This window comes from Polaribacter sp. (genome assembly GCF_965656025.1).
GTDB lineage: Bacteria > Bacteroidota > Bacteroidia > Flavobacteriales > Flavobacteriaceae > Polaribacter.
On the sequence record NZ_CBFHJT010000001.1, the window covers coordinates 46,452 to 63,778 of the forward strand.

General features: G+C 29.4%; 19 protein-coding genes. 10 read left to right on the forward strand and 9 right to left on the reverse strand.

Going from position 1 to position 17,327, the window contains the following annotated elements:
• Nucleotides 1–45: 45 nt before the first annotated feature.
• Complete coding sequence (locus ACTG3S_RS00245; protein ID WP_439127366.1) at nucleotides 46–975, forward strand: lytic transglycosylase domain-containing protein; 930 nt, start codon at nucleotides 46–48, stop codon at nucleotides 973–975.
• Here ACTG3S_RS00245 and ACTG3S_RS00250 read toward each other — a convergent pair whose 3' ends face one another.
• The 6 genes from ACTG3S_RS00250 to ACTG3S_RS00275 all read right to left on the reverse strand — a co-directional run bounded on the left by ACTG3S_RS00250 (nucleotide 976) and on the right by ACTG3S_RS00275 (nucleotide 6,295).
• Nucleotides 976–1,173, reverse strand: coding sequence for a YwbE family protein (locus ACTG3S_RS00250; protein WP_439127367.1), 198 nt, complete (start codon nucleotides 1,171–1,173; stop codon nucleotides 976–978).
• Nucleotides 1,174–1,259: 86 nt separating this feature from the next.
• Nucleotides 1,260–1,451, reverse strand: coding sequence for a cold-shock protein (locus ACTG3S_RS00255; protein ID WP_077809452.1), 192 nt, complete (start codon nucleotides 1,449–1,451; stop codon nucleotides 1,260–1,262).
• Nucleotides 1,452–1,566: 115 nt separating this feature from the next.
• Complete coding sequence (locus tag ACTG3S_RS00260; protein WP_439127368.1) at nucleotides 1,567–2,508, reverse strand: NAD(P)H-dependent flavin oxidoreductase; 942 nt, start codon at nucleotides 2,506–2,508, stop codon at nucleotides 1,567–1,569.
• Entirely contained in the window at nucleotides 2,508–4,175 is a 1,668-nt protein-coding gene (locus tag ACTG3S_RS00265; RefSeq protein WP_439127369.1) for a S8 family serine peptidase, read from the reverse strand. The genes ACTG3S_RS00260 and ACTG3S_RS00265 overlap by 1 nt, the downstream gene beginning before the upstream one ends.
• Nucleotides 4,176–4,228: 53 nt before the next feature.
• The gene (mnmA, locus tag ACTG3S_RS00270) at nucleotides 4,229–5,416 is read right to left on the reverse strand and encodes a tRNA 2-thiouridine(34) synthase MnmA (protein WP_439127370.1); all 1,188 of its coding nucleotides are present in this window, start codon (nucleotides 5,414–5,416) and stop codon (nucleotides 4,229–4,231) included.
• Between the two features lie 162 nt (nucleotides 5,417–5,578).
• Nucleotides 5,579–6,295, reverse strand: coding sequence for a toxin-antitoxin system YwqK family antitoxin (locus tag ACTG3S_RS00275; protein WP_439127371.1), 717 nt, complete (start codon nucleotides 6,293–6,295; stop codon nucleotides 5,579–5,581).
• A 132-nt stretch (nucleotides 6,296–6,427) separates the two neighbouring features.
• On the opposite strand from ACTG3S_RS00275, the gene ACTG3S_RS00280 reads away from it, so the two are divergent.
• The 7 genes from ACTG3S_RS00280 (at nucleotide 6,428) to ACTG3S_RS00310 (ending at nucleotide 13,268) form a co-directional block, all read left to right on the forward strand.
• Nucleotides 6,428–7,021, forward strand: coding sequence for an adenylosuccinate lyase (locus ACTG3S_RS00280; protein WP_439127372.1), 594 nt, complete (start codon nucleotides 6,428–6,430; stop codon nucleotides 7,019–7,021).
• Nucleotides 7,022–7,067: 46 nt separating this feature from the next.
• Nucleotides 7,068–8,411: an adenylosuccinate lyase gene (gene purB, locus ACTG3S_RS00285; RefSeq protein WP_439127373.1), complete on the forward strand. Its 1,344-nt coding sequence runs from the start codon at nucleotides 7,068–7,070 to the stop codon at nucleotides 8,409–8,411.
• 32 nt (nucleotides 8,412–8,443) lie between these two features.
• Nucleotides 8,444–8,932 (forward strand): hypothetical protein, encoded by a 489-nt coding sequence (locus ACTG3S_RS00290; RefSeq protein WP_439127374.1) that lies wholly within the window; start codon nucleotides 8,444–8,446, stop codon nucleotides 8,930–8,932.
• Between the two features lies 1 nt (nucleotide 8,933).
• Nucleotides 8,934–9,698 (forward strand): TerC family protein, encoded by a 765-nt coding sequence (locus ACTG3S_RS00295; RefSeq protein ID WP_439127375.1) that lies wholly within the window; start codon nucleotides 8,934–8,936, stop codon nucleotides 9,696–9,698.
• A gap of 4 nt (nucleotides 9,699–9,702) precedes the next feature.
• Complete coding sequence (locus ACTG3S_RS00300; RefSeq protein ID WP_439127376.1) at nucleotides 9,703–10,017, forward strand: hypothetical protein; 315 nt, start codon at nucleotides 9,703–9,705, stop codon at nucleotides 10,015–10,017.
• Nucleotides 10,018–10,117: 100 nt separating this feature from the next.
• Nucleotides 10,118–12,373 (forward strand): TonB-dependent receptor, encoded by a 2,256-nt coding sequence (locus ACTG3S_RS00305; RefSeq protein ID WP_439127377.1) that lies wholly within the window; start codon nucleotides 10,118–10,120, stop codon nucleotides 12,371–12,373.
• Nucleotides 12,374–12,503: 130 nt separating this feature from the next.
• A complete protein-coding gene (locus ACTG3S_RS00310) occupies nucleotides 12,504–13,268 on the forward strand; it encodes a CDP-alcohol phosphatidyltransferase family protein (RefSeq protein ID WP_439127378.1) in 765 nt (254 codons plus the stop codon).
• On the opposite strand, the gene ACTG3S_RS00315 is transcribed toward ACTG3S_RS00310, so the two are convergent.
• Both ACTG3S_RS00315 and ACTG3S_RS00320 read right to left on the reverse strand, forming a co-directional pair.
• Nucleotides 13,265–14,641, reverse strand: coding sequence for an MFS transporter (locus ACTG3S_RS00315; protein ID WP_439127379.1), 1,377 nt, complete (start codon nucleotides 14,639–14,641; stop codon nucleotides 13,265–13,267). The genes ACTG3S_RS00310 and ACTG3S_RS00315 overlap by 4 nt on opposite strands.
• A 71-nt stretch (nucleotides 14,642–14,712) precedes the next feature.
• The gene (locus ACTG3S_RS00320; RefSeq protein ID WP_439127380.1) at nucleotides 14,713–15,537 is read right to left on the reverse strand and encodes a M48 family metallopeptidase; all 825 of its coding nucleotides are present in this window, start codon (nucleotides 15,535–15,537) and stop codon (nucleotides 14,713–14,715) included.
• A gap of 208 nt (nucleotides 15,538–15,745) precedes the next feature.
• Between ACTG3S_RS00320 and msrB the strand changes: the two genes are divergently transcribed.
• Both msrB and ACTG3S_RS00330 read left to right on the forward strand, forming a co-directional pair.
• A complete protein-coding gene (msrB, locus tag ACTG3S_RS00325) occupies nucleotides 15,746–16,225 on the forward strand; it encodes a peptide-methionine (R)-S-oxide reductase MsrB (RefSeq protein ID WP_439127381.1) in 480 nt (159 codons plus the stop codon).
• A 78-nt stretch (nucleotides 16,226–16,303) separates the two neighbouring features.
• A complete protein-coding gene (locus ACTG3S_RS00330; protein WP_439127382.1) occupies nucleotides 16,304–16,846 on the forward strand; it encodes a DinB family protein in 543 nt (180 codons plus the stop codon).
• Between the two features lie 288 nt (nucleotides 16,847–17,134).
• Here the strand turns inward: ACTG3S_RS00330 and ACTG3S_RS00335 are convergent.
• The coding region (locus ACTG3S_RS00335) for a hypothetical protein (RefSeq protein ID WP_439127383.1) at nucleotides 17,135–17,327 on the reverse strand (193 nt) is incomplete at its 5' end.

Sequence of the window (17,327 nt, forward strand, 5' to 3'; positions counted from 1 at the left end):
ACAACCATGTTTTCTTATTTTTATGCTAAATAATTGTAAAAAAATATGAAAACATCTAAACGTATATTCTCTTTTTTAAGTATTGTTATTGTAACGATTCTGTTTTATAATGCTATTAACAAAAATCAATTAGTAGAAGATAGCCATATATCTAAAGAACCAGAAATACAAACTCACAAGACCTATAAAATTAAATCTTTAAAACTACCAGATAACTTAAATTTGGCAGGTGAGAGAGTTCCTGTAGAAATACCAGATGTAAGAGAAAGAATGGAAAGAGAATTGTTAGTAAATACTTATTGGCAATCTAATGGCTTATTACTAATAAAAAGAGCTAACAAGTATTTTCCTATATTAGAACCACTTTTAAAAAAATACAATTTACCAGACGATTTTAAATTTTTAGCCTTAGCAGAAAGTGGTTTTATAGACGAAACTTCTTCTGCAGGTGCAGCAGGTATGTGGCATTTTATGAAAGCTACTGGTAGAGAATATGGTTTAGAAATAAATAGAAACGTAGATGAAAGATATGATATTGAAAAATCTACTAAAGTTGCTGCTGAATATTTAAAAAAGTCTAAAGAACGTTTAGGAACCTGGACACTTGCTGCAGCTGCTTACAACGCAGGTAATTATGGCGTTTCTAAAAGATTAGAAACTCAGCAAGTAAATTCTTATTATGAAGCACTTTTACCAGACGAAACAGAAAGATATGTTTTTAGAATTTTAGCGCTGAAAGAAATTATTTCGAACCCAAAAAAATACGGTTTTGTATTCGAAAAAACAGATTTATACAGTTTAGAACCAACTAGAACAGTTGAAGTTGATACTGTAATTCGTAATTTAGCTGTTTTTGCTAAAGGTTTTGGCATGAATTATAAAGAGCTAAAGATATTAAACCCTTGGTTAAGAGAGAATAAACTGAATAATAAAAGTAGAAAATTATACCATATCAAAGTACCTTTAGAAAAATAATTATTCTAAAATATTTTTTACTCTACCCACAATACCAGATTCTAATTGTACTTTTATTCCATGAGGATGATTTGGAGACTTTGTAAGTATTTTGGCGATCTTACCACTTGTTAATTCCCCAGATTTTTGATGTGGTTTTTGTACAATCTCTACAAACAACCCTATTTTAATGTTTTTTCTTTGTCTTCCGTCAATCATAGTTATTTTTAAAAAAACGAAAATAAAAAAAGCCTATCAATTATTGATAGGCTTTTAGATAAAAAATTAACTAGTAATATATATTGTTATATAACTCTTACGTTTACTGCGTTTAATCCTTTTCTTCCATCTTGTAAGTCAAATTCAACTTCATCGTTTTCACGAATTTCGTCTACTAATCCTGACACATGTACAAAATGTTCTTTGTTTGTTCCTTCTTCAGTGATGAATCCGAATCCTTTAGATTCATTGAAAAATTTTACGGTACCTTTATTCATTATAAAAAATTATTGTGTTATTAGTTTAATTACTAACAACGTTTATTATAACGCAAAGATAATACCAATTATGTTAAAGTAATGTAAATTATTGATTTTCTTTTAATTAAATCTCTTAAAGCCTATGAATAAAGGCTTTAACATCATTAAATTCTTCAATAATTTCTTTAAAAACCTCTTTTACGGGCTTTATTTGATGAATTAATCCTGCAATTTGACCTATTTCTAGCTCTCCATTATCTAAATCTCCTTCAAACATTCCTTTTTTTGCACGTGCTCTACCTAATAATTTTTTTAAATCTTCTAAAGTTGGTTTTTGTTGATACAATTCTTGTACATCATTATAAAATTTATTTTTTACCAAACGTACTGGCGCCAATTCTTTTAAAGTTAAATGTGTGCCACCATCTTTTACATTAACAATAGTGTCTTTAAAGTTTTTATGAGCAGAAGATTCTTCAGTTGCTGCAAACCTACTTCCTATTTGCACACCATCTGCACCTAAAACCATAGCTGCTAGCATGCCTCTACCAGAACCCACACCACCTGCAGCAATCACTGGTATTTTAAGTTGTTCTTTCACCATTGGTATTAAAGTAAAAGTGGTGGTTTCTTCTCTTCCATTATGTCCACCAGCTTCAAAACCTTCGCAAACAACAGCATCAACACCTGCGCTTTCTGCTTTTAATGCAAATTTTACAGAGCTAACCACATGCACCACTATAATTCCCTTTTCCTTTAAAAAGGATGTCCAAGTTTTAGGGTTTCCTGCAGAAGTAAAAACGATTTTAACACCTTCTTCTACAATAATATCCATAATTTTTTCTATTTCAGGATATAGCATGGGCACATTTACTCCAAAAGGTTTATTGGTGGCCTTTTTACATTTTTGTATGTGTTCTCTTAAAACATCTGGATACATAGAACCTGCACCAATTAACCCCAAACCACCTGCATTGGAAACTGCAGAAGCCAATTTATAGCCAGAAACCCAAATCATGCCACCTTGAATAACTGGATATTGTATATTGAATAAGTTGGTAATTTTATTTTGCATTACTTTTTTATAATTTTTATAGTTTTCTGGAAATTATTATTCGATATTTTAAGCAAGTACAAACCTTTTTCTAAGGTTGATATATCTAAAGTATTATTGGTTAATTTTTGTTGTTGATACACCATTTTTCCTAAAACATTAAATATTTGAAAATCGTAATCTTGTAAACTTCCTTTAAACCCTTCAATTTTAAAAGTATTTAGAACTGGGTTTGGAGCAATTTTTAAATTCTCAAAAAAATGATTTTCTACAGAACCTGTAGAACCTATATAATTATTTAAAGCCATTTCAAAATTAGGAATACCATAACCATGTTGTGCTGTTGGATTGCTAAATCTATCTGCAGATTCGTACACTGCTTCCTTTAAATAAGTATTAAAGTTTTTACTTTGTTGTTTGGATGATTTTAAAAGAAACCCTTCATTATCATTTAAACAAGCAATTAACCCTGCCATAATTGGAGATGAAAAAGAGGTACCATTAGCACCTACAATGGTTCCATTACCATGATTTATAATCGCTGCATTTACTCCTTGTGCTAAAATTTCAGGTTTAATTCTGCCATCAGAAGTTGGCCCGAAAGAACTAAAATTGGCAATATTTCCGTTTGCATCTACTGCACCAACGGTTATTACAGAAAGTGCATCTGCAGGCGCAGTAATATAATTCCAAGAGTTCCCACCTTCATTACCAGCAGAATTGACAACTAAGATACCTTTATTAGCAGCAATTTCTGCTCCTCTAGATATAAAAGTAGTTTTGCCATCCATATCTGCATAAGTATAACTATGTTTTGGATTGTCAAACGTAGAATAACCTAAAGACGTATTAATCACATCTACGCCTAAACTGTCTGCTCTTTCTACTGCTTCTACCCACAAAGTTTCTTCTAAAACGGTTTCTGTTTCTGCAATTTCAGAAATAAATAAATAAAACTTTGCATCTGGTGCAGCACCCACAAATTGATTTTCTAAATAGCCTCCAATTGTAGACAAAACATTGGTTCCGTGATTGTGTCTTGTATAAAAATTAGTATTTCTATCTGCAAAATTATATCCTCCTAAAATTTGATTATTGTCTCTTAATCTTTTAAATGCTGGTAAGGTATTTACATTTGGAAAACCAGCGTCAATGACAGCTATAGTTTGATTTTTTCCTGTTAAACCTTGTTGATGTAAAAAATCTCCTTTTAACATTTTTATTTGATTTTCTGTACTTCCGTAAGTAAAATCTGTCTGAGTGTTCTCGAATTTATTAAGATGATTGGCTACTATTTTTTTTGAAGCACTTTTGTTGTTTGCATTTAAATTTTTATTTGCAAATTCAATTTTATCTACAAAAGTAAACGTTGATTTAAGGTTTTTAATATCAGTCTCTGAACCTTGAATATGTAATGCATTCAACCATTTTGATTTTCCTAAAATAGTAATTCCAGAAGTATTTTTTATTGCGTCTCTATAAGTTTGATGAATAGGAACATCTGTTTCATCAATAGATACATTTTGCATTACTCTTCTATCAATAGCTTTTTGAGAAAGCATTGTTAAAGGACTCGCGATAAAGGGAGCTGCATTAGGTTTGTCTTTAAAAAACAACCAAGCATCTTCTTGCTGTGCAAAAAATGTGGTGGTATATATAAAAGTAAAAAAAAGTAGAAAGTTTTTCATAGTTCTATAAATGAATTATAAAAATACTACTTTAATTAAGCTAAAAAAAGTTTTTAAGAAATTACTCCAGATCCTAACAGTTCTTCATTTTTGTACCAAGCCACAAACTGCCCTTCTTGTATGGCAGATTGTTTATTTTCAAATTCAACATACAAACCAGTTGCTACTTTATATAAGGTTGCTTTTTCTAAAGCTTGTCTGTAACGTATTCTTGCTTCCACACTTAAAGTTTCTCCAACTTGTAGCGTTAAATCTTCACGAATCCAATGGATTTCTTCGTTAGCAACAAATAAAACATCTCTATATAATCCAGCGTGATTTTTACCTTCTCCAGTAAAAATTATATTACTATTTACATCTGTTTCAATCACATACAAAGCTTCTTTTGTACCCCCAACATTTAAGCCTTTTCGTTGACCTTTCGTAAAATAATGAGCACCATTGTGTTTACCTACAACTTTACCATCTTCTTTTTGATAACTATATTTTGTAGCAAAATAATTTAATTCAGCTTCTTTATTTTCAAATTTTGGTATTGATTTTGTGTACTGAGAAAAATCTGAAGGAATAGTAACAATTTCACCATCTTTTGGTTGTAGTTTTTGTTGTAAAAACTCAGGTAATCGCACTTTTCCTATAAAGCATAAACCTTGAGAGTCTTTCTTTTCTGCAGTAATTAAATCGGCTTTTTTGGCAATTTCTCTAACTTCTGGCTTGGTAAGTTCGCCAATAGGAAATAAAGCTTTTGCCAATTGTTCTTGTGATAATTGACATAAAAAATAAGATTGATCTTTGTTGTTATCTTTGCCTGCTAATAATTTATAAACTGGTTTTCCGTTGATAATTTCTTCACCTTTTCTACAATAATGACCAGTTGCCACATAATCTGCTCCTAATTTTAAGGCGATGTCCATAAAAACATCAAACTTAATTTCTCTATTGCATAAAATATCTGGATTTGGTGTTCTTCCTTTTTCATATTCTGCAAACATATAGTCTACAATACGCTCTTTATACTGCTCGCTTAAATCTACTACTTGAAAAGGAATGCCTAATTTTTCGGCAACAATCATAGCATCATTACTATCTTCTAACCAAGGACATTCGTTAGAAATGGTTACAGAATCGTCGTGCCAATTTTTCATAAAAAGCCCAATAACCTCAAAACCTTGTTCTTTTAATAAATGCGCTGTAACGCTAGAATCTACACCACCAGAAAGACCTACAACTACTCGTTTCATTTTCTATTTTTGAAGCTGCAAAGATACAACATTACAAATGATTTTTAAAGGTAGGATGGTTTTTGGTTGATGGCTTGTGGTTTGTGGTTGATGGTTAAAATTTTAATCAATCTTTTCAGACTTCCAACTTCCAGCTTAAATCTTTAAACTTCCAGCTTCAATCTAATTCTCTTTTTTTCTAGTAAACGTACTTTTCTTCTTTTTATCTTTTTCTGAAGCTATTTCTCCATCCAAATAAAACTCCCACTTACCTACTCTTTTTCCATCTTTATAAATGCCTGTTTCTTTTAAATTGCCATTCAATTCAAAATATTTTGCCAATCCATTTGGTTTGCCATTTTTATAGGTAATTTCTTCTATAAGGACTCCTTTACTAGAGTATTTACTAGAAACACCATCTAATTTACCGTTTTTATAAACGGCAAATTCAGTTACTTGTCCATCAGGATAATATACTAGTTGCTCTCCATGTAACTGTCCATTTTTATTGTAATTCTCTTCAGACATTAAAGTGCCATCTGGATAAAAATATTTCCAATTACCAACTCTATCTCTACCATTCATAATTCCCTCTGTTTTTATTTGTCCTTTTAGCGTATAAAATTGTACAAATAGAGAATCTGAATCTTCGAAAAAAGTTTTTATAATTACTGGTTTTTCTGAGGTTGTAATATCATAAAATTTAAAAACACCTACTTCTTTACCGTTTTTGAACTGCCCCGTATAACGTATTCTTTTATTTGGATAATATTTTTTCCAAACACCTGTTCTTTTTTTATTTTCATCAAATTGATTGATTTTCTGAGCATTACAATCATTTACTGAAAAATAAAAAGTAAAAAAAGCAAAAATAAAAAGGAGTCTTTTTATATTTATCATTTCTATAGAATTTTAATACAAATATACAATAAAGATTATTTTTAATCTTTACTTAGATTCCTGTTTTCAGAGGAAAAACAAACTAATTAGACACTTTGAATTAAAATCCAAAGAGTCATTTTTAAACTAATAATGCCAAAAACAAATCAATTATACCTTTTAGAACAACTAAACAACTTAGAAACCGCTAAAAAGGAAAACAGACAAAGAGTTGCTAATATTGTGTTAGCGCAATCTTTTTTATTAGAGGAATTGGTAACTATAACGTTTTGGATAGATGAAAAAGTGTCTATAAAAGCATCTTGGGTATTAGAATGGATTTGCACACACCACAATTTAGAATATATTTTACCTTACTTAGATGAATTTACCAGTAAAATAAGTGCCTTAAAATTTGACAGTGCAATTAGACCTTGTGCAAAAATATGTGAACACTTGGCAACAGCATATTATGCAAAAACACCCAACAGAACAAAAGAAAAACTTACCAAACAACATATAGATGCTATTGTAGAAACCGGTTTTGATTGGTTAATAACGCCTCAAAAAATTGCAGTTAGAGCTTATACTATGAATACTTTATACCTATTTGGCTTAGAAAAAGATTGGGTTCACCCAGAATTAAAACATCTTATAGAAACCAAAATAATACACGAAAGTAAGGGTACAAAAGCACGAGGAAAACATGTTATAAATTTGATTGAAAAACATCTAAAATCACATTAATAAATGTGTTTTAATGCTTATTTTTGTTGCTTACAAGACAACAAAAATGAACTTAACAAAACTAAATGCCGTATCTCCAATTGATGGACGTTATAGAGGAAAAATTGAAAAATTAGCCAATTATTTTTCGGAAGAAGCTTTAATAAAATATCGTGTTCGAGTAGAAATAGAATATTTTATTGCTTTGTGCGAAATACCTTTGCCACAATTAACAGGTTTTAATACTTCTCTTTTTGATGCTTTACGTAAAATTTATATAGATTTCACCACTGAAGATGCTCAAAAGATTAAAGATATAGAGAAAATAACCAATCATGATGTAAAGGCTGTTGAGTATTTTATAAAAGAAAAATTTGACAATTTAGAGTTACAACAATATAAAGAGTTTATTCATTTTGGTTTAACTTCACAAGACATTAACAATACTGCAATTCCGCTTTCTATAAAAGAAGCGATGAATGATGTATATGTGCCACACTATTTTGAAGTTTTAGAAAAATTACAAGAATTAGTAATTGAATGGAAAGATATTTCTATGCTAGCGAGAACTCATGGTCAGCCAGCATCTCCAACAAGGTTGGGTAAAGAAATTGATGTTTTTGTAGTTCGTTTAAAAGAACAATTCAATTTATTAAATGATATACCAAGTGCTGCAAAATTTGGTGGTGCAACTGGTAATTACAACGCACATAAAGTAGCTTATCCAACAATTGATTGGAAAGAATTTGGTAGTAATTTTGTACAAGAACAATTAGGTTTGCAACACTCTTTTCCTACGACCCAAATAGAGCATTACGATCATATGGCTGCTTTGTTTGATTGTTTAAAACGCATAAATACCATAATTGTAGATTTAGATAGAGATTTTTGGACCTATGTTTCTATGGATTATTTTAAACAAAAAATTAAAAAAGGCGAAGTGGGTTCTTCTGCTATGCCACACAAAGTAAACCCAATAGATTTTGAAAATTCTGAGGGAAATTTAGGAATTGCCAATGCAGTTTTTGAGCATCTTTCTGCCAAATTACCAATTTCTAGATTGCAAAGAGATTTAACAGATAGTACTGTTTTAAGGAATGTTGGAGTGCCTTTTGGACATACAATTATCGGCTTTACCTCTACCCTAAAAGGATTGAATAAATTATTGTTAAATAAAGAAAAGTTTGAGCAAGACTTAGAAAATAATTGGGCGGTTGTAGCAGAGGCTATTCAAACTATTTTAAGAAGAGAAGCTTACCCAAACCCTTATGAGGCTTTAAAAGGTTTAACCAGAACGAATGAAAAAATCAATCAAAAATTGATAGGTAATTTTATTGATACTTTAGGGGTTTCATCAGAAATTAAAAAAGAATTAAAAGCAATTACACCTGCTAATTATACAGGAATATAGTTTTAGTTGGAAGTAATTTAAAAAATAATAAAATGGTAATCATTAAAAATATTTTTAAAAGCTTTAAAAGTGAAGCTAAATTTGAGAAGTTTTTAAACAATATTCAGACTTCATGCATTCTACTTCTAACCGCATTTTTTTTATTTATTTCTTGTTCGTCAGAAAAACCAGATGGCAATAGATTTAAAGAGGGTGTTTTTGAAATACCAGCTGGAGATGGTTACAGCAAAACGATCATCACCAGAATTGATAGTTTACAAATAGAAGAATACGAAAAAATTATAAGTATTTCTAATGACAGTGTAAATTCAGAAAAAAGAGTAAAACACATCGATACTTTATATATAAAATGGAAAAATAATTTCTTTTATAGCCTTAAAATGAAATCTCCAAAAAAACAATTAGATAAAGATGCTATTTATGTACAAATAACAAAGGTAAAAGATTCCTCTTACGATTTTTCTGCTAAAATTGGCTTTAGCAAATTTGCGACGGATGGCACAATTTACAAAGTAAAATAATATGGAAATTTTTGCACATGCAGATACCTGGGTTGCTTTGTTAACCCTAACTTTTCTAGAGATAATATTAGGGATAGATAATATTATTTTTATTTCTATTGCTGCAAATAAATTACCCGAAAAACAAGTTAAAAAAGCCACTATTTTAGGACTAGCTTTGGCTATGATTACTAGAATAATGTTGCTTTTTGGCGTATCTTATTTAATTGCTTTAAAAGAACCTTTTTTAGAAATAGATACTGGTTGGTTTAAAGCTGGTTTTACGGGGCAATCTGTAATATTATTTCTTGGTGGTCTTTTTCTTTTGTATAAAAGTACCAAAGAGATTAGAGAGAAAATGGAAGGCACAAATGAAGATGAAGTTTTAAATGAACCTAAAAAAATATCTTTTACCAATATTATTATTCAAATAATATTAATAGATATCGTTTTTTCTTTTGATAGTATTTTAACAGCGGTGGGTATGACAAATGGAATTGATGGTGCCCTTACAATTATGATAATTGCAGTAATTGTTTCTATTTTAATTATGATGATTTTTGCAAACTCAATTAGTAGTTTTGTAAACAGAAATCCTACCATACAAATGTTGGCATTGTCTTTTTTAATATTAATTGGGTTTATGCTAATTACAGAAGGTGCTCATTTATCGCATACAGAAATTTTTAACAAAACTGTAGGAGCTATTCCTAAAGGATATTTGTATTTTGCAATCGCATTTTCTTTAGGTGTAGAAATGCTGAATTTAAGAATCAGAAAAAAGTAAAGTTTTGTATAAAAAACTAATAAGTATTTTTTTTCTTTTACTGTTGATGCTACCAGCATCAATAGAAATTTTACATGATTTAGAAAATCATGAACATACTGTTTGTACTTCTTTTGGTGAACAACACATACATAAAAAAGATATAAATTGTGATGAATTTCATAAGCAATTAACTGTTTTTTCTCAAGAAATTGGTTCAAGCTATGATGTAATACCACAACATTTTTATAAAACTTCTTTTGTTGATAAACCTCAAAAATCATTAGATGTTTATCAATTAAAACAACCTCCAAGAGGCCCACCTTTTTTTACTGTTTAAAAAATAGTTTTCTAACATAAGTTTAGAAAAATAATTCTAATCATTTTTTTAACACATATAGATTTATATATCTATATGCAATCAACAGTAAAATAATTACATGAAATCAATTATAAAACTGCTATTTATTATAGCAATATATACCACAAATGCACAAAATAGCATTTCAGGAAAAGTTACAGACAATCAAAACAACCCTTTAGAAAAGGTACAAATTTATATAGAAGAAATTCATAAAGGAACTGTTACAACAGCAAACGGAACCTATGTTTTTAAAAATATTCCGAATGGAAAAATTAAAATTACCTATACCTATCTAGGCTATAAAACAATTACAAAAAACCTAGAAATAAATTCGGAAAATAAAATAATAAATATTCAATTAGAAGAAAGTTTTTTTCAAATAGACGAAATTATAGTATCCACCCCATTTAATAAATTACAGTCAGAAAATGTAATGAAAGTAGAACGTTTAGATGCTGTTTCTATTCGAAAACTTGGTAACACCACATTATCTGAGGGTATTACAAACATCGCTGGAGTTTCACAAATATCTACAGGAACTTCTATTGGAAAACCAGTTATAAGAGGTTTAAGTGGAAATAGGGTTTTAGTATATACACAAGGGATTCGTTTAGAAAACCAGCAATTTGGTGGAGAACATGGTTTGGGTATTAATGATGCTGGCATTAGCTCTGTAGAAGTGATAAAAGGACCTGCTTCTCTGCTTTATGGTTCTGATGCATTAGGTGGAGTTTTATATTTAAATCCAGAAAAATTTGCCTTAGAAAATAGTTCGGAATTTAATATAAATCAACGTTTTTTTAGCAATACAATAGGTACAAACACATCAGTAGGAGCTAAACTATCTAAAGAAAATTGGAAGTTTTTAGCAAGAGGTACCTATGCAAATCATTCCGATTATAAAATACCTTCAGATGAAAGTGTTACTAATACACGCTTTAATGAAAAAGATTTTAAATCAGGTATAGCTTACTCTAAAAACAAATTTACAACTGAACTTCGATATAATTTTAATCGTTCTAAATTGGGCTTAACAGAAGGTATTGCTTTGCAATCTAAAAGTAAAGAATTGTTAGAGCCTTATCAATTTATCGATAATCATATCTTGAGTTCTCACAATCATTTTTTCTTTGGAAAATCGAAGTTAGACATCGATTTAGGATATACTTTTAATGATAGACAAGAGTTTGAAGAACATGAAGACCATAACGAAAATGAAACTGAAGAAGAACACTTAGAACATGAAAAAGCTGCTTTAAGAATGAAGTTAAAAACGTTTTCTTACAATGCAAAATATCATTTTCCTAAAATTGGTAATTTAGAAATACTTTCTGGTATACAAGGCTTACAACAAACAAATACTAATTTCGGTGAAGAAATTCTAATACCAGATGCAAATGTAAAAGACTTTGGTATTTTTACTACAGCAAATTACACATGGAATAAAAACACTTTACAAGCTGGTATTCGTTTTGATAATAGACAAATTTCAACAGATAGAATGGAAGTTGTGCACGATACTGAAACACATGTTTTTGAGGCTATTGACAAAACTTTTAACAGTTTTACTACTTCTTTAGGTTTAAAATCTTCTTTTACTGATGCAATTACAGCAAGATTAAATGTTGCTACTGGTTTTAGAGCACCAAATTTAGCAGAATTAGGCTCTAATGGTGTTCATCATGGAACCAATAGATTCGAAAAAGGAAATGCTAATTTAAGAAATGAAAAAAACACGCAAATAGATGTATCTGTAGAATATAAAACAGAACATTTTGAATTATTTGCAAATGGTTTTTACAATCATTTAAACGACTATATTTTTATTACACCAACTAATGAAATTGAAGATGGTGAACAAGTTTTTACCTACATTCAAGAAAATGCAAAATTATATGGTGGCGAATTTGGTTTTCATTTACATCCACATCCACAAGATTGGTTGCATTTAGAAAGTGTATTTGAAACTGTTATTGGTAAACAAAGTAATGGAAATTATTTGCCCTTAATTCCTGCAAATACATGGAGAAATACTTTTAGAACAGAATTTTCTATTGGAAAATGGTTGCAACAAGGATATAGCTCTGTAACATTACAAAGTACTTTTGCACAAAATAATATTAGCACATTTGAAACAACTACAGAAGGTTATAATTTATTAAATGTAGGTTTTGGTGGTGATATTAACTTTAAAAACATCAAGGTTTCTACCTCTATTTCAGTAAATAATTTATTAAATAAAACATATATCCATCATTTATCAAGATTAAAAAATGATGGCATATTTAATCAAGGAAGAAATATTGTTGTAGGTTTAAATTTTACAATTTAAAGGAATATAAAAATTTTGAAAAAAGTGTTGTTCAAAAGCAGCACTTTTTTCTTATTTTTGGCAATTATTAAATGTGCTGTTTTAGATCTTTTTTAAAGTGATAAAAATGCTCGAATAAAAAAGCATTTTTATGTCTAAATTACCTAAGAAACATCAATTTATAGATTTGTCAGATTATGGCAGACCAGTTGCAAAAGTTATTGCAAACTCACTAAAAACAACTTCTTTTACACCTGTAGACGTAACCATTGCATTTGTAATTTCTGGTTTAATAGGTGTTTACTGTATTACTCAGGGACATTATTGGATGGCTGCATTTTTTTTAATTTTTAAATCTATTTTAGACGCTGCAGATGGCGAACTTGCTAGAATTAAAGAAACACCTTCTTATACTGGCCGATTTTTAGACTCAGTTTCTGATATTATTTTAAACTTTATTATTTTTATAACCATTTGGCAACTAACAGAAATCAATTTTTATTGGATGTTGTTGGCTTTTTTCGGTATTCAATTACAAGGTACTTTATACAACTATTACTACGTTATTCTTAGAAATCGATTTTCTGGAGATACGACAAGTAGAGTTTTTGAAAATTCATTACCCATTGCATTACCTGGTGAAAAGCAAAAAAATGTAAATATTCTTTACTTTTTGTATACCTTATTTTATGGTGTTTTTGATAAAATAATTTATGCTTTAGATAAAAATGCATCTTTAGGAAAACCTTTTCCTAATTGGCTGATGACGTTGGTTTCTACTTTCGGCTTGGGTTTTCAACTACTAATAATAAGTTTACTTTTGGTTTTTAATTTAAAAGAGTTTATCATACCTTTTTTTATAGGTTACTCAGTATTAATTTTTGTTTTTATACTGATTAGAAAAGTATTTTATTAATAAACATGTTTAGTACTTTTTAACCTACTTAAAACAATAAAAGAAGCTACAAAAAATAAAGCCAAAGATAGTACACTCCATTGCATAGAATCTGTTAAATAAATTAAGAAACCAAATACAAAAGTTCCTAAAACAATAGCTATTTTTTCTGTAACATCATAAAAACTAAAATACGTTGCATTATCATGTGTTTTTGGTAATAATTTAGAATAGGTAGAACGTGTTAAAGATTGTATTGCCCCTAAAACTAAGCCTAACAAACCACCCAAAGCATAAAAATAAAACTCAACATTAGGTAATTCTTTTTCTAGCATAAAAGCACTAAAACAGACTAAAATCCAAATAAATAACGTAATTTTTATGGCTTTAAAATTACCGTAATTTTTAGATATATTAGAAAACACATAAGCGCCTAAAATAGCTACAAATTGTATTAATAAAACGGTAACTATTAAATTAACTGTACCCAAACCTAACTCTGAAGATCCAAAAATAGTTGCCAATAAAATAATAGTTTGTACCCCCACACTTAATAAAAAAAAGGCAATCAAAAAGTTTTTTAACGTTGGATAATTTTTAAGCTCAATCCACACTTTTTTTAATTCTTTAAACCCTTTCCATATATAATCTTTTTCGGGTTTTCTATTATGCACATTATTAGGTAGTTTTTTAAAAGTTATTTGTGCAAAACCAATCCACCATAAACCAACCATTACAAAAGAAATTCTCATAGCTTTTAATGAAGCAACATTTTTAGCCGTTTCTAAAGCTGTTGCAATTTCTTCTTCAGAGCCATTTGTAGCAATATTTTCTGGTATGCTTAAATCAAACCCAAAAAATGCAGGTTGTAAAATCATACCTAAACTAATTAATAAAAGTATGATAGACCCCACATACCCATGTATAAATCCTTTGGCACTTGCTGCATCTTGTTGCTCTGGATGTGCCACTTCTGGTAAATAAGAATTGTAAAAAACGATACTAGACCAAAAGCCAATACTAGCCAAAATTGTACAAATTATTCCAATCCAAGTTGTGCTAACATCTTCAAAAAAATACATACTTATTACAGACAAACCACCCAACCAACAAAAAAATTTCATAAATTTTAATTTATTACCTGTATAATCTGCAATTGCAGATAATATTGGCGACATAAGCGCTACAACTAAAAATGAAAATGATAAAGAATAACTGTATAAAGTATCAGGGTAACCCCAATCCATCCAAAGAAAACGAACGGTTTCGCCTTTTGTAATTGCATCATAAAATAATGGAAAAACAGCTGTACTAATTACTAAAGAATATACAGAATTGGCCCAATCGTAAAATGCCCAAGCATTTATTAGTTTTTTACTTCCCTTTTTTAACATAAAAATTATTTTAAATAAAAAATGCCGTTCATTTTATTTTGAACGGCATACAATATAGTAAAAGTTTTTTTCTATTGATTTGTGTTTGTATTTACAACTCCATTAAATTTTGCTGCATATTTTCTTGCTGTTGGCAAATAAGTTCTTAAATCTTTAATTCTAGATTCGTTTGATGGGTGAGTACTTAATATTGCTGGTTGAGAACTTTTACCAGATCTTTGACTCATTCTAACCCAAACTTCTGGAGCTTCTGTACCATCATAACCAGCCATAATCATAAAAACTAAGCCTAATCTATCTGCTTCTTGCTCATGAACTCTACTAAATTTTAACATTCCTAAACCAGAACCAACACCAAATGCTGTATTCCAAATTTGTTGCGTTTTGGCATCTTTTCCAGAAGTTCCTAAAGCTACTGCTAAACCTCCAATTTGCTGTAATTGACCTTGAGACATCCTTTCTTGTCCGTGTTTTGCAAAAGCATGCGCAACCTCATGACCCATAACTGCAGCAACACCATCTTCATTAGCACAAATTGGCATAATACCTGTATAAAAAACCACTTTACCACCTGGCATACACCAAGCATTTACGGTTTTATCTTCAACCAAATTAAACTCCCATCGGTATGCATTTGCTTCTTGTGTCATATTATTTGCCCTCATAAACCTATCTACAGCTGCAGAAATATTTTTACCTACACTTTTAATTTGGTTGGTCATTGCTGTATTTGTAGATAATTTATTTTCTTCTAAAAAACCTTTGTATTGAGCAAAACTTGCTGGCAAAACTTGTGAATCGCTTACAAAATTGACTCTACTTCTACCTGTAATAGGTACTGTACTACAATCTGTAAGTATAAAAATGGTAAGTAAAAGGATGGCATATTTTTTCATTATTGATAATTTTATAGTTCTTATTTAAAGTTAGCAATTTAAAAATTATATCTATAATACAAGTGCTCAATTACGTTTTAAAATAACTTAAAAGCATAATCTCTAAAATTTATTGGGTTTTCTTTAAGAAAACCGGTTTGTATATTTGTGTATGAAATTGATTACAATTTCGACCAAAATAAAAGAACAAAACTCTAAAAACATAGCAATGAATAAATTAATTCCATTTTTAGCAATCCTATTTTTTATTAGTTGTAATAGTAAAGCACAAAATAAAAAAGAAAGTAAAAAGTATGCATTTGTAAAATCAGAAGAACAGTGGAAAAAAATATTAACAGATAAAGAGTATTATGTACTAAGAGAGGCTGGTACAGAAAGAGCTTTTACAAGTCCTTTAAATAAGAACTACAAAGAAGGTACTTATGTTTGTGCTGCATGTAAAACAGCTTTATACAAATCTGAACATAAGTTTGATTCTGGAACTGGTTGGCCCTCTTTTGATAGAGCTATCAAGGGAAATGTGGAGTTAGATGTTGATTATAAGATAGGTTACGCAAGAACAGAATTAAAATGTAATACTTGTGGTAGTCATTTAGGGCATTCTTTTGATGATGGTCCTCAAAAAACCACAGGAAAACGTCATTGTATTAATGGTGTTGCATTAAATTTTATTCCTAAAGAAAAATAATATTTAAAAAATGGGCTGAAAAATCAGTTCATTTTTTTTCCCTTAAATTTTGTACCTTACTATGGTAAATAATAGACCATGGAAAAAGAGGCTATTCTAAATCTTTTAGAAGAAAAACACCAAGAATTATTAGATTGGTTAATCAATCAACCTAAAGAAAATTGGGGTAAAGGACCAGATAATAAATGGACCACAGGACAACAAGTCCTGCATGTAGTAAACTCTTTACAACTATTAAATAATGTGCTTAGTTACCCAAGGTTTTTTTTAAAATACAAGTTTGGGGTGTGTAATAGACCCACAAGAAGCTATGACACTATTGTAGAAAAATATCAACAAAAATTAAAAGCAAACCAAGATAAAGCAGCTATTTTTAATAAAAAATTAAAAAAACCACTTCAAAAAAATAGAGAAAGATTGATAAACAGATTGCAAATACAAAACAAAAAACTACAATTCAAGTTTAAAAGAATTAGTAATTTAAATTTAGACACTTTGGTAATTCCACATCCATTGATGGGTAAAATGACCATAAGAGAAATCGTAATGTGGGCTGCACATCACACAGAACATCATACAACTATTTTAAAAAATAATTATAGTGAAGAAAATTATTGCTAAACCACATTTGTTCTTTTTTGGGTTATGTATTTCTTTTACAATCTTAGGTATTATAAATAAAGGTGCATTTTTAGATATTAATATTGGCGATACTTTTTATGTAGTCGGATTGCATTTTTGGTTCTATATTTCTGCTATTTTTTTTGCCTTAATTGGCCTTAATTATTTCTCTCTACATTGGGCAGAAAAAACACCAAATATGTGGTTAACACTAAGTCATTTACTCTTACAAAGTATTTCTCTTTTATTACTATTGACAAAACATCATTGGAATTGGGTTGGTAATAATTATCCCAAAGAATTAAACCTTGTTAACAATAATTCTGAAACAGTTTTGGGCATTGCCATCATCCTCTTTATAATTTCTATTTTAGTACACTTAATCATTTTTTTTACTAGTTTATTTCTAAAGAAAATATAAGCTAAAAAAGCTACTATATGCCTTTTAAAATAGTGGTTATTTCTTATATTTGTGTTTCCA